This window comes from Streptomyces brevispora (assembly GCF_007829885.1).
GTDB classification, from domain to species: Bacteria; Actinomycetota; Actinomycetes; order Streptomycetales; family Streptomycetaceae; genus Streptomyces; species Streptomyces brevispora.
This window is the reverse complement of sequence record NZ_VIWW01000001.1, coordinates 2,748,769-2,761,624: the sequence shown is the minus strand read 5'-3', so window position 1 is coordinate 2,761,624 and position 12,856 is coordinate 2,748,769. Positions and strand designations below refer to the sequence as shown.

General features: G+C 70.2%; 13 protein-coding genes. 10 read left to right on the top strand and 3 right to left on the bottom strand.

Annotated features, from left to right (window positions below; genetic code table 11):
* Window positions 1–20: 20 nt before the first annotated feature.
* The 3 genes from FHX80_RS12700 (at window position 21) to FHX80_RS12690 (ending at window position 1,834) form a co-directional block, all read left to right on the top strand.
* On the top strand, window positions 21–356 hold the full coding sequence (locus FHX80_RS12700; RefSeq protein ID WP_145767260.1) for a YbaB/EbfC family nucleoid-associated protein: 336 nt from the start codon (window positions 21–23) through the stop codon (window positions 354–356).
* A gap of 93 nt (window positions 357–449) precedes the next feature.
* The gene (gene recR, locus FHX80_RS12695; RefSeq protein ID WP_123460165.1) at window positions 450–1,049 is read left to right on the top strand and encodes a recombination mediator RecR; all 600 of its coding nucleotides are present in this window, start codon (window positions 450–452) and stop codon (window positions 1,047–1,049) included.
* Window positions 1,050–1,174: 125 nt separating this feature from the next.
* Window positions 1,175–1,834: a DUF5063 domain-containing protein gene (locus FHX80_RS12690; protein WP_145764291.1), complete on the top strand. Its 660-nt coding sequence runs from the start codon at window positions 1,175–1,177 to the stop codon at window positions 1,832–1,834.
* Here FHX80_RS12690 and FHX80_RS12685 read toward each other — a convergent pair.
* The gene (locus FHX80_RS12685; protein ID WP_145764290.1) at window positions 1,827–2,231 is read right to left on the bottom strand and encodes a hypothetical protein; all 405 of its coding nucleotides are present in this window, start codon (window positions 2,229–2,231) and stop codon (window positions 1,827–1,829) included. The genes FHX80_RS12690 and FHX80_RS12685 overlap by 8 nt on opposite strands.
* 84 nt (window positions 2,232–2,315) lie before the next feature.
* Between FHX80_RS12685 and FHX80_RS12680 the strand changes: the two genes are divergently transcribed.
* The 7 genes from FHX80_RS12680 to FHX80_RS12650 all read left to right on the top strand — a co-directional run bounded on the left by FHX80_RS12680 (window position 2,316) and on the right by FHX80_RS12650 (window position 9,743).
* Window positions 2,316–3,116 carry a helix-turn-helix domain-containing protein gene (locus FHX80_RS12680; protein ID WP_244318239.1) on the top strand — a complete coding sequence of 267 codons (801 nt, stop codon included), beginning with the start codon at window positions 2,316–2,318 and terminating at the stop codon, window positions 3,114–3,116.
* Complete coding sequence (locus FHX80_RS12675) at window positions 3,113–3,358, top strand: DUF397 domain-containing protein (RefSeq protein WP_145764288.1); 246 nt, start codon at window positions 3,113–3,115, stop codon at window positions 3,356–3,358. Before FHX80_RS12680 ends, FHX80_RS12675 begins: the two co-directional genes overlap by 4 nt.
* 267 nt (window positions 3,359–3,625) lie before the next feature.
* Complete coding sequence (locus tag FHX80_RS12670; RefSeq protein WP_167523515.1) at window positions 3,626–4,597, top strand: hypothetical protein; 972 nt, start codon at window positions 3,626–3,628, stop codon at window positions 4,595–4,597.
* A 283-nt stretch (window positions 4,598–4,880) separates the two neighbouring features.
* Window positions 4,881–6,152, top strand: a complete 1,272-nt coding sequence (locus FHX80_RS12665; protein WP_145764287.1) for an aspartate kinase — start codon at window positions 4,881–4,883, stop codon at window positions 6,150–6,152.
* Window positions 6,149–7,213, top strand: a complete 1,065-nt coding sequence (locus tag FHX80_RS12660) for an aspartate-semialdehyde dehydrogenase (RefSeq protein WP_145764286.1) — start codon at window positions 6,149–6,151, stop codon at window positions 7,211–7,213. The genes FHX80_RS12665 and FHX80_RS12660 overlap by 4 nt, the downstream gene beginning before the upstream one ends.
* Window positions 7,214–7,572: 359 nt before the next feature.
* The gene (locus tag FHX80_RS12655) at window positions 7,573–8,148 is read left to right on the top strand and encodes a SigE family RNA polymerase sigma factor (protein ID WP_145767258.1); all 576 of its coding nucleotides are present in this window, start codon (window positions 7,573–7,575) and stop codon (window positions 8,146–8,148) included.
* A 185-nt stretch (window positions 8,149–8,333) separates the two neighbouring features.
* Window positions 8,334–9,743: a hypothetical protein gene (locus FHX80_RS12650; protein WP_244318237.1), complete on the top strand. Its 1,410-nt coding sequence runs from the start codon at window positions 8,334–8,336 to the stop codon at window positions 9,741–9,743.
* Between the two features lie 138 nt (window positions 9,744–9,881).
* Here the strand turns inward: FHX80_RS12650 and FHX80_RS12645 are convergent, their stop codons facing one another.
* The gene (locus tag FHX80_RS12645) at window positions 9,882–10,841 is read right to left on the bottom strand and encodes an SURF1 family protein (protein WP_145764285.1); all 960 of its coding nucleotides are present in this window, start codon (window positions 10,839–10,841) and stop codon (window positions 9,882–9,884) included.
* A gap of 125 nt (window positions 10,842–10,966) precedes the next feature.
* A complete protein-coding gene (locus tag FHX80_RS12640) occupies window positions 10,967–12,832 on the bottom strand; it encodes a S9 family peptidase (RefSeq protein WP_425281682.1) in 1,866 nt (621 codons plus the stop codon).
* Between the last annotated feature and the right edge of the window lie 24 nt (window positions 12,833–12,856).

Below are 12,856 nucleotides of genomic sequence, written 5' to 3'. Positions count from 1 at the left end.
TCGAAATGCCTGGAGTGACCGTGATTCCCGGTGGTGGTCAGCCCAATATGCAGCAGTTGCTGCAGCAGGCCCAGAAGATGCAGCAGGACCTCGCGGAGGCCCAGGAGGAGCTGGCGAGGACCGAGGTGGACGGACAGGCGGGCGGTGGTCTGGTCAAGGCGACCGTCACCGGCTCCGGTGAGCTGCGCGCCCTGGTGATCGACCCGAAGGCGGTGGACCCCGAGGACACCGAGACGCTCGCGGACCTCGTCGTCGCGGCCGTCCAGGCGGCGAACGAGAACGCCCAGACGCTCCAGCAGCAGAAGCTGGGCCCGCTGGCCCAGGGCCTGGGCGGCATGCCCGGCCTCCCCTTCTGACCAAGGTCACGGCAAGGGCATACCCAAGACGGTACGGACCCCCTACGGTACGTACCACGACGCGGCCGACCAGGCGGCAGGAAAGGCTTTCCGTTGTACGAAGGCGTGGTTCAGGACCTCATCGACGAGTTGGGCAGGCTGCCCGGCGTCGGTCCCAAGAGCGCGCAGCGGATCGCCTTCCACATCCTCCAGGCCGAACCCACGGATGTGCGCCGCCTGGCGCATGCCCTCCTGGAGGTCAAGGACAAGGTCCGCTTCTGCGCGATCTGCGGCAACGTGGCCCAGCAGGAGCAGTGCGGGATCTGCCGCGACCCGCGCCGCGATCTGACGGTCATCTGTGTCGTCGAGGAGCCGAAGGACGTCGTCGCGATCGAGCGGACCCGCGAGTTCCGGGGCCGTTACCACGTACTGGGCGGGGCGATCAGCCCCATCGAGGGCGTCGGTCCGGACGATCTGCGCATCCGCGAACTGCTGGCCCGGCTGGCCGACGGCTCCATCACGGAGCTGATCCTGGCGACCGACCCCAACCTGGAGGGCGAGGCCACCGCGACGTACCTGGCGCGGATGGTCAAGCCGATGGGCCTGCGGGTCACCCGGCTGGCCAGCGGTCTGCCGGTGGGCGGCGACCTGGAGTACGCGGACGAGGTCACGCTCGGCCGCGCCTTCGAGGGGAGGCGCCTGCTCGATGTCTGACCCGCTGCCGGTCTCCCTCCCGGCCCCGCCTCCGGCCTCTTTTCCGAGGCCTCACGGCGGCTTTACGTTCAGCGCAGCTATCTTCTACTCGCCGTTCGCGACCGTGCCCACGGGAGGTCCTCTCGATGTCTGACGCCACGCTGAACACTGTCACCCAGGACCCCGACGACTTCGCGGTCCAGATCGCCGACCAGATCAAGACGTTCATCGTCGCGGTCACCGAGGTGTCCAGGGTCGAGGAGCCGGAAGAAGCCGTTCCGGTGCTGCTGCTCCAGGTCTCCCAGCTCCTCCTCGCCGGCGGCCGGCTGGGCGCCTACGAGGACATCCTCCCGGACGAGCGCTACGAGCCGGACCTCGGCGCCGAACCGGACGCGGACGGCCTGCGCGAGCGCTTCGCGGTCCTGCTGGAGCCGATCGACGTCTACTCCGAGGTCTTCGACCCGTACGAGCCCCGCAAGGCCCCGGTCCCGGCCCGTATCTCCGACGATCTGGCCGACCTGGTCACGGACCTGCGCCACGGCCTGGCCCACTACGAGGAGGGCCGTACCACCGAGGCCCTGTGGTGGTGGCAGTTCTCCTACTTCTCCAACTGGGGCTCCACCGCCTCCGCCGCCCTGCGCGCCCTCCAGTCGCTGATCGCCCACATCCGTCTGAACCAGCCCCTCCAGGCACTCGACGGCCTGGACACCGACCAGCACGCCGGAGACGACGACCTGGCCGAGGAGGCCGGCCGCGTGATGGTCGAGGAGATCGCGGGCCCGCTGGGGCTGCGCCCGGTCACGTAGCGGACCGGTCGGCCCCGAGCGCGGCGTACAGCCGGTCCGCGTCCACGAAGGGCGCCGTCGCTGTGGGCCAGGACTGCCACATCAGCGGCCAGGTGTGCCCGTTCAGCGCGGGTACGCCGACGTAGCTGACCTGGTGCCGGGTCCCGAACCGCTCGACGTCCAGCGGCCAGGCGCGGTCGCCCGCGGTGCGCGGCGGCAGCAGGAAGTACATCCAGCGCAGCCCGGTCCCCTGCCACACGATCGGCCCGGCGTCGTCCCCCGTGAGCCGCCCCAGCCGGGTCGCGACCTCTTCGCCGCGGAGGCCCTGGATGCGCAGGGTGTCGAAGTGGATTCCGCTCATGCGGAGTTGGTGCCCGTAGGTGGGGACCCAGTCTGGGTGGTGAATTGCTCGCGTCATGGTTACACGGTGACGGCGAAGTGGCTACGCTCGGTAGTGACTGCTGCGATACGCGGTGCTGTGTATCCATTGGAGGTGGCTGCTGTGTCAGCTCAGGACCCGCCCCCCGCGGCTTGGCGCTACTGCGGTGACCAGCTGAAACGCTGGCGCACGCGGGCGGGCGTCAGCCGGGAGGAGCTTGGTGCGGCGGCGAAGTACGCCCCGGACACGATCAAGTCCATGGAGCAGGGCGTGCGGATGCCGACGCCGCAACTGCTGGATGCGGCGGATGTGTTACTTCGGGCGGATGGGCTGCTGAGTGCGGCCAAGCACTATGTGCAGCGAGAGCGGTTTCCTGCGCGGGCGCAGGACTTCATGGCGCGCGAGCGGGAGGCGATCAGCCTGTGGTCGTACGAAGCGGCCTTCATACCGGGCCTGTTGCAGACGGATGCGTATGCGCGGGCCGTGATCAGCGGATTCTCGCCGCCGCTGGTTGAGGAGACGGTTAATGAGCGAGTCGCGGCCAGGCTGGAGCGGGCCAGCCTGCTCACGCGCAAGCCTCTCGTATCGCTCAGCTTTGTGCTGTACGAGGCGGCGCTGCGTGGACGGTATGTCGACAAGGAGCAACTGAACCATTTGCTGTCTGCGGCGTTGTTGCGCAATGTCTCTGTGCAAGTGCTCCCCTTCGAGAGGGGTTTTACCGCAGCGCTCAGCGGCCCCATGGTCCTTCTGGAGACCGCCGACCACGAACGTCTCGCTTTCGAGGAGACGCAGACGATCAGCCAGCTGACTGGCGATCCTAAGGCCGTGGCCCTGTGTACGGAACGGCTTGGCATGATTCGCGCAGGGGCTCTCAGCCCGGCCGAGTCGTCCGATTTTATTAAGCAGATGGTGGTTGACCAATGAGCAGCAGGCGGCAGTGGTTCAAGTCCAGCTACAGCGATGGCGAAGGCGGCAACTGCCTTGAGGCCGCCCTGAGCTGGCGCACGTCCACGTACAGCGACTCCGAGGGCGGCAACTGCGTCCAGGTCGCCCCCTGCCCCACCGCGATACACATCCGCGACTCCAAGCTGACCGACGGCCCCGAGCTGACGGTTCCCGCCGCGCCCTGGGCGGCGTTCGTCGCCTTCGCGGTGGCTAGGGGCTGAATCTCCGCAGGTCCGCCCGAGGCTCAAGCCCCGAGCCGCGAGCCTCGAAGTCCGAGCCTCATTTTGTAGGAATGGGTGGTGAGGCTGAACCCACCCACCCTCCCAAGTCCCGCGCACACCTGCGCGGATGACTTTCGGTGATCGGGTTGCGTCACAGCGTGTGCACGCTCTAGGTTCGGCGTAACAGTCCTCAAAAAGGACGATCCCGGCGGTGCGCCAACACCAACCGGGATCTCGTCCTGATAGATCGAAAGAGACTCGATCCACATGACTTCTGCCCACATTAGTGCTGCCCTGCGCGCGCCCGCCCACCGCATGGCCAAAGCCGGTTTCGGCAAGCGGCACGTCCCCGACGAAGCCCCGCGCGGTGCGGCCGACTTCGTCCATCTGCCCGTGCGGGAAGCGGCGATCGCCGCGTACATCGACCGGCTGCCCGAAGGGGCCGCGATCGGCTACAAGGTGCTGGCCGAGGAGCTGCCGGACTACGGGCAGCAGGCGTGCCGCAGTGCGCTGGACCGGCTGACCCGGGCCGGGCACCTGCGCCGGATCAAGGTGCAGATCACCGTGGAGGGCAGCGGGCTGCGCTGGGTGACGCGGACGTTCTTCTCCCGCGCCGCCCGCAGCGCGGACTGGTGGGCGCGGTACATCCGGTTCATCCGGGGCGTGGACGCGCCGGGACAGCCCGCGGCGCCCGACGAGGTGCCGTCCTCCCAGCCCGAGCCGGGCGTACCGGCCGCGCGCTCGGAGGCGTACGCGGTGCTTGCCGGGCTCGGGGGCAGGGAGCCGAGGCTCCAGCTCTCCGAGGGCGAATGCGTCGCGCTGGAACAGCTGGTGCAGGAGTGGCTGGTGCGCGGGGTGGGCCGTGAACAGGTCAGCCAGGCGCTGGTGTCAGGACTGCCGGCCTCCGTGCATTCCGCCGGGGCCTTCCTTCGTACCCGACTGGAGAACAAGATGCCGCCCGCACCGCAGCCGAAGAAGAACGAGATCCGGGAAGAGATCGTGGGGGCGCTGGAGATGTGCGCCTTCTGCGACGAGGACGAGAGCACCGGCACGCTCGTGGACGGGGTCTGCGTGGAGTGCCGGGCGGACATCGACCGCGACGAGGCGAACGGGGCGACGGGCGACGTCCCGGACACGTTCCTGGCCCGCCCCCGGCAGCGTACGGACGTCGCGGCCAGGGTGGCCGGGCTGCGGGCGGCGGCGGGACGCCGGGCCGTACCGGGGCCGAGGGCGCGCTGAGCGCACCGTTGTCGGCGCCGTCATGCCGCACCTTCGCGCGCACCGAGGGCCGACGGTAGGACTGGAGCGTCGCCCTCGGCGCCGCGGCCTGGCATGCGTGTGGCCTGGGACACATAAGGGAGTGCTGGGGCGATCGACGGGAAGCAGCCTCGTACGAGCAGTTCGGAACGGCACGACGATGATCATTTGGTGAGCGGGACATCTCAGCATGTGATATCAGCGAGGCGTTTCCGGACTGCTCGTTAAACTGAGCCGACAGCAATGGATTGAGCGAGGAGCGCACGTGGGCCTGGTCGTGCAGAAGTACGGAGGGTCCTCCGTATCCGATGCCGAGGGCATCAAGCGTGTCGCCAAGCGAATCGTCGATGCCAAGAAGAACGGCAACCAGGTGGTTGTCGTGGTGTCAGCGATGGGCGACACGACGGACGAGTTGATCGATCTCGCGGAGCAGGTGTCCCCGATGCCTGCCGGGCGCGAGTTCGACATGCTGCTGACCGCGGGAGAGCGGATCTCCATGGCGCTGCTGGCCATGGCGATCAAGAACCTGGGCCACGAGGCCCAGTCGTTCACGGGCAGCCAGGCCGGAGTCATCACCGACTCGGTCCACAACAAAGCGCGGATCATCGATGTCACGCCGGGCCGCATCCGGACCTCGATCGACGAGGGCAACATCGCCATCGTCGCCGGGTTCCAGGGGGTGAGCCAGGAGGGCAAGAACATCACCACCCTGGGTCGCGGCGGGTCCGACACCACCGCTGTCGCCCTCGCGGCCGCGCTGGATGCCGAGGTCTGTGAGATCTACACCGATGTGGACGGTGTCTTCACCGCCGACCCGCGGGTCGTCAAGAAGGCCCAGAAGATCGACTGGATCTCCTTCGAGGACATGCTGGAGCTGGCCGCGTCCGGTTCCAAGGTGCTGCTGCACCGGTGCGTGGAATACGCACGCCGTTACAACATTCCGATCCACGTCCGCTCGTCCTTCTCGGGACTGCGCGGAACCTGGGTCAGCAACGAGCCGCAAGGGGACCAGCAGGTGGAGCACGCGATCATCTCCGGAGTCGCCCATGACGTCTCCGAGGCCAAGATCACCGTCGTCGGCGTGCCCGACAAGCCGGGCGAGGCCGCCGCGATCTTCCGTACGATCGCGAACGCCGAGGTCAACATCGACATGGTGGTGCAGAACGTCTCCGCCGCGTCGACCGGTCTGACCGACATCTCGTTCACGCTCCCGAAGTCCGAGGGCCGCAAGGCCATCGACGCCCTGGAGCGCAACCGCGGCTCCATCGGCTTCGAATCGCTGCGCTACGACGACCAGATCGCCAAGATCTCCCTGGTCGGCGCCGGTATGAAGACCAACCCGGGCGTCACCGCGGGCTTCTTCGAGGCGCTGTCCGACGCGGGCGTGAACATCGAGCTGATCTCGACCTCCGAGATCCGCATCTCAGTGGTCACCCGTGCGGATGACGTCGTCGAGGCCGTGCGTGCCGTGCACACCGCCTTCGGACTCGACAGCGACGCCGACGAGGCAGTCGTGTACGGGGGCACCGGCCGATGACCGCACGCCGCCCTTCGCTCGCGGTCGTCGGCGCGACCGGGGCGATCGGCGGCGTAATGCTCCAGATCCTTTCGGAACACGCGGATGTCTGGGGCGAGGTGAAGCTGATCTCCTCGCCGCGTTCGGCCGGCGGCAAGCTGGTCGTACGCGGTGAGGAGACCGAGGTCCTCGAAATCTCCGAGGACGTCTTCGACGACGTGGACGTGGCGCTGTTCCTGGCGTCCGACGAGGTGTCCCGGCGCTGGGCGCCGCTCGCCGCGTCCAGGGGCGCGGTCGTCATCGACGACTCCGCGGCGTTCCGGACGGACGGCGACGTCCCGCTCGTCGTCCCCGAGATCAACCCCCATGCCTCCCGGATCAGACCGCGCGGCATCATCGCGAGCCCGAACTGCACGACGCTGGCGCTGATCGTCGCGGTCGGAGCACTGCACGCCGAGTTCGGGCTGCGGGAACTCGTCGTGTCCTCGTACCAGGCCGTGAGCGGAGCCGGGCGCGACGGCGTCACCGCGCTGCGCGAGCAGCTGTCGATGGTGGCCGGTACCGAACTGGGTACGAAGCCGGGCGACGTACGCCGGGTCGTGGGGGACATGCACGGCGGCCCGTTCGCCGCACCCGTCGCCCTCAACGTCGTGCCGTGGGCTGGGACGGACGCCGGTGACGGCTGGTCGTCCGAGGAACTGGCGATCCGCGACGAGTGCCGCAAGATCCTCGATCTGCCGAGCCTGCGGGTGTCGGCGACCTGTGTGTACGTACCCGTGATCGCCACCCACTCGATGTCCGTGCACGTCCGGTTCGAGAACGAGGTCACGGTCGACCGGGCGCACGAGATCCTGGCGACCGCGCCCGGTGTGGTGCTGTACGACAGCCCCGGGGCCGGCGACTTCCCGACCCCGGCCGATGTAGTGGGCACCGATCCGACCTGGGTCGGCCGGGTCCGCCGTTCGATGGACGACCCGAGGGCACTGGAACTCTTCGTCTGCGGCGACAACCTCCGCAAGGGCGCCGCGCTGAACGTGGCGCAGATCGCCGAATCGGTGGCTGCCGAATTTCCCCGGTCCTGATCGAACCTGATTTGTGCGCTCTGTGAATACCCTGTGATCAAGTTGCTGGTCTGAACCTCTTGAGCTGGGGTGTCGCGGTGTCCGACGATGACCTTTCGGTCCGTTGCAACCGCAAGTCGGGCCGCACGCGTCTAAGCCGTCACTTCTTGCGCGACGGGGCGCATATTCAGGGCATTTGGGGAAGAGCGGTTACGTATGAAGGCATATCGCATGGTGTCAAACGCGGTGCCGTATGCGTACAACCCTGACGGGGGGAAACGTGTCCAACTGGCGTGGCAGAGGTACTCGATATCACAGTGGTGGGCCCCTTGCGCGGCGCTTCGATGCGACCGCTCAGACGGCCCCGCGCGCCCGGCGGTATGCCGGTGATCGCGCCCATGCCCGCTGCGCGCCCGACAGGGCTGCCGTCACAGCGCGAGGGCGCTGACGACAGCGTGGCAGCCGGAACTACCGTCGACCATCTCACCGAGACCTATCGCGCCCACTACCGTTCACTGCTCGGCCTCGCGGCCCTGCTCCTGGACGACACGGCGTCCTGTGAGGACGTCGTGCAGGAGGCGTTCATCCGCGTGCACTCGGCGCGCAACCGGGTACGGGAGCCGGAGAAGACACTCGCGTATCTGCGCCAGACCGTCGTCAACCTCTCCCGCTCCGCCCTGCGTCGCCGCATCCTCGGGCTGAAGCTGCTCTCCAAGCCCATGCCGGACATGGCGAGCGCGGAGGAGGGGGCGTACGACCAGCTGGAGCGGGACGCGCTGATCAAGGCGATGCGGGGGCTGCAACGGCGTCAGCGGGAGGTACTGGTGCTGCGCTACTTCGCGGACATGACCGAGGCACAGGTCGCCACGACCCTGGGGATATCCCTGGGCTCGGTGAAGGCGTACGGCTCCCGCGGTATCGCGGCGCTGCGCGTGGTGATGGAGGCGCAGGCATGAGGCGGCGCGACGGCCACGAGCACGGGCAAGAGGGCGGGGACGGACACCGGCGCGGGCCCTCGATCGGGCATCGGATTGACCGGACTGAAAACGGAATTGACCGGACTGGAAACGGAATTGTGAACCACGGGCCGGACAGCACCCCGGGCACGGACCGCGAAGCGGAACCGCGCACGGAACGCGACATGGAACCGCGCACGGACCGCGAAACGGAACAGGGCGCGGACCGCGACATGGAACCGCGCACGGACCGCGAAACGGAACCGCGCACGGACCGCGAAACGGAACAGGGCGCGGACCGCGAAACGGAACAGGGTACGGACCGCGACACGGACCGCGACGCGGACCGCGACGCGGGACCGCGTGTGCGGCTGGGCGCGGTCGGGGGGCCGACGCCCCTGGGGGGTGGTGGCGGCGGGACCGCCGACACCCTGGCAGCCGAGCGGCCGGCCGACCTCTTCGGCCCCGGCAGCGGCTTCGGCTCCGGTAGTGGCAGCGGCTCCGGCTTCGGCTTCGGCAGTGGCAGTGGCAGTGGTAGCGGCTCCGGCTCCGACTCCGGCGATGGTGCGGGCGTCGACGAGGAGATGCTGCGCCGGATGATGCGCGGCGCCGTGCAGGGCCTTGAACCCCGCGACGGCAGCCTCGACCATCTGTGCCGTGCGGTGCCCGCCCGGCGGGCCCGGCGGCGGCAGGCGCTCGTGGGCGCGGCTGCGGCGGCGCTGCTCATCGGCACCGCGATCCCCGCCTTCGTCCACGTCGCCCACTCCGAGGGTTCGAACGTCGCCAGCCCCGCGATCGCCGGTCACGGCGAGCGGGCGCAGGGCGGCAACGGCGAGGAGCCCGGTCCGGGCTCCGGCGGCGTGAGCGGCGCGGGTGGGAGCGACGGGCGGGAGGACTTCGGCGACGGTGTTCCCGACAGCTCGGCCAGCCCGAGCGCCAGCAGGGGCCAGGGCCTGGAGGGCGCGGCGACCGGCGGTTCGGCCGGCCCGGCCGCCAGCGCTGCGGCCGGTATGCCGGTCTGCAACCCCGACCAGCTCGGTGTCGCCTCGGCCACGACCGGCGCGGCCGGTGCCGACGGCACGGTGTACGGAACGTTCCGGATCGCCAACGTCTCCAGCACGAACTGCACGGTGAGCAGCGGCGGCACGGTGGGCTTCGAGGCGATGGGCGCGGCGGACCCGACCAAGATCGTGGTCGTCCGGCACACCCAGGGGGACGCGGCGTCCGGACTGCCCGATCCCGCCAGCGAGGAGGCGACGGTGCTGCTGAAGCCGGCCATGACCTACGAGGTGCAGTTCGCCTGGGTGCCGAAGGACACCTGTCCGGCATCCGGCGGTTCACCTTCACCGTCGCCGACGGACGGTGCGGCGACCGGCGTCGGCGGCCCGGCCGGGACCGACACGGGCAGCGGAACCGGGGACACCGAAGCGAATACGGAGACGCAGTTCGGCAGCGAGGACGGCCCCGGCACGGCGCCGGGCAGTATCTCCGTGATGCACACCCCGGAACCGGGAGCGCCGGTCGCCGAGACGGAGATCGCCAACGCCTGCGCGGGCACGATCTACCGGACAGGCGCGCTGGAGCCCACGTCGTAGGGCCCGCGTCGCAGGAGCGGGGCGGGCCCTACGGGTCCGCCCCGGACTTGGCGTGCTGAGACGTGTTGTGGCGCGTGTGGCTCGGCTTGGTTCGGCTTGGCGTGGTTCGGCTCGGCTTGGCGTGGTTCGGCTTGGCGTTCAGGGGCCCGTGGGTGTGTCCGGGGCCTTGTCCGTTTCCGGGGCGGAGGTCGAGGCCGGGGCCGTCCCCGGGGTCGTTCCCGTGGACGGGGGTGCGTCGGTGGCGGTGACGAGGCCCAGCCGCACGTCCCGGACTGCCTCGGCCTCACGCCGGACCAGCCGGAACCACATGAAGAGCACGAACGCCGCGAAGACGAACCACTCGCACAGATAGCCGAGATTCTGGAAGGCCTTCAGGTCGAGCCCGGTGCCCTGTGCCGCGGCGGCCGGTACGGGGCGCAGGGCAGCGGCGCCCTTCGCCGCACCAGCGGCCGCATCAGTTCTGTCCGCCGAGTCCGTTGCCTCCGCCGAGTCCGTTGCCTCCGCGGAGGACGTGCCGCCCGAGCGGGCGTCGGTCTGCTGGAGCGTGACCCACGCGTCGTACACGTCGTACGGCACGAGGTTGACGAGTGACGCGGCGCTGATCATGCCGACCTGGCCGTCGGGGAGCCCGCCCTTCGCGTCGACCCCCGCGGTGCCCGGGTTCTCCGAGGCCTGGAGGTCGCCGGTCACGGTGACGGTGCCGGTCGGTGCGGCCGGCACCGAGGTGTGTCCGGCCTTCCCGGGCAGCCAGCCCCGCACCACGGGCAGCGCCTTGCCGCTGTCGGTGCGCAGCATGCCGACGACGTAGAAGCCGTCCCGGTCGTCCAGCTTCCGGCCGGGCACCAGGAACTGGTCGGCGTACCGGCCGGTCGCGGTGGCGGGGCGGCCGGAGGTCACCGTGTCGACGGGCAGCAGATCATCGAGCGGCTCGGCGGCCCTCGTGCCCGGAGCGGGCTGCTTGTCGGCGGCCTCGTGCGTCTGCACGCGGTCCTCGAAGCGGCCGAGCTGCCAGGTGCCCATGAACACGCAGAACGGGATGGCCAGCACGACGAAGAGGTTGATCCCCCACCATCGCGGGGTCAGCAGGAACCGGTACACCCCTCCACGGTACGGTCCCCGCTCCGGCCGCCCGGAGCGGGGGCACCCGTGGAGCCGCCCTTTATCCGCCCCCTACGCGGCCCGGTACAGCCCGCTACAGCCCGACACGTGGCCCGGACGCGCTCCTACTCGGCGGGGCCGTCCGGCGCTCCCAAGTGGCGTGCGGCGAAGTCGAGCTCCAGGCGCACCTGCTTGATCCGCTCCTCCACGACGAGCGAGCCGTGACCCGCGTCGTACCGGTAGACCTCGTGCACCGCGTCGCGGTCCTTCAGCCGGTCCACGTAGTTCTCCACCTGGCGGATCGGGCAGCGCGGATCGTTGACGCCCGCCGAGATGTAGACCGGGGCGCGCACGGCGTCCACGTACGTCAGGGGCGACGAGGCCTCGAAGCGCTCGGGCACCTCCTCCGGCGTCCCGCCCAGCAGGGTGCGGTCCATCGCCTTCAGGGCCTCCATCTCGTCGTGATACGCCGTGACGTAGTCCGCGACCGGGACCGCGGCCAGGCCCAGGGCCCAGTCGTCGGGCTGCGTACCGAGGCCGAGCAGCGTCAGGTAGCCGCCCCACGAACCGCCGGCCAGGACCAGCTTCTCCGGGTCCGCGAGGCCGGACTTCACCGCCCACTCCCGCACCGCCGCGATGTCCTCCAGCTCGATCAGGCCGACCCGGTGCTTGAGCGCGTCCGTCCAGGCCCGCCCGTAGCCGGTCGAGCCGCGGTAGTTGACCCGGACGACCGCATAGCCGTGGTCCACCCAGGCGGCGGGCCCGCCCGCGAACGCGTCGCTGTCGTGCCAGGTCGGGCCGCCGTGGATCTCGAAGACGGTCGGGAACGGTCCCTCGGCCGGGGCGGCGGGACGCTGGACGAGCGCGTGGACGCGGCCTCCGGGGCCCTCCACCCACACGTCCTCGACCGGCACGGACCGCGGAGCCTTCGCACCCGGCGGATCGAGCACCACCGCACCGGTCGTGGACCGCACGACGGGCGGCTCGGCGGCCGACGACCAGAGGTACTCCACCGTGCCGTCCGGGCGGGCGGTGGCCCCCGAGACCGAACCGGTGGGCGTCTCCACCCGCACCGGGGTTCCGTCGCCGGACGCGGGCTCGTACCGCCACAGCTCACTGCGGGCCTCGAAGCCGTGCTCGATCAGCAGCGCGGAGCCGTCCGGATACCACTCGGCGCCCACATCGCCGGGCAGCTCGATGGCGAGGTCCGTCTCCGTGCCCGCCACCGGGTCCCAGATCATCGGCTCCCAGCGGCCACGCCGCTGATGCCCGACCAGCAGCCGGGTGTCCCCCGCCACCGGGGCGAAGCCGAGAACGGTGAGCCCCAGCTCCTTCGTGCCCCCTTCGGTGTCGTCCAGCTCGGCGACCGTGGTGCCGTCCGGCCGCACCACACGCAGCGTGGAGTGCATCGCGTCACCGTGCTCGGTGTGCTCCAGCGCGATCAGCGTCCCGTCGTGCGACAGGTCGCCGACCCCGGCCGACTCGCGGTGGCGGTAGATCTCGACGGGCGCCGCGCCGGGCCGTACGACATGGACCGTCGTCCCGTCCTCGTCCGTCGAACGGCCTATCACCGCCGTACCGTCCCGGCCGATCGCCAGCCCGGCCGGATAGGAGGGCTCCAGACCGGGCGCCGCCGGCTCGTCCTTCGCACCCTCGTCCTCACCGGCACGGAACGGCTGGCGCATCCACACCCCGAACTCGTCGCCGTCGGTGTCGCTGAACCACCAGATGGCCTCGCCGTCCGGGGTCAGCACGCCGTCCGTCGTCCCGTTGGGCCGGTCGGTCACCTGGCGCTGCTCACCGGTCGCCCGGTCCCAGGCGTACAGCTCGTACGTCCCCGTCGCGTTGGACACGAACAGGGAGCGGTCCGGCGCTTCCTCCGCCCAGTCGGGCAGGGACACCCGCGGAGCCCGGAAACGCTGCTCCCACTCCGGAACGGAATCGGTCGTCGGATCAGGTGTCGAACCAGTGCTCTCAGTCATGCCCCCCATTCTGCGCCGGGCAGCCGACAATCC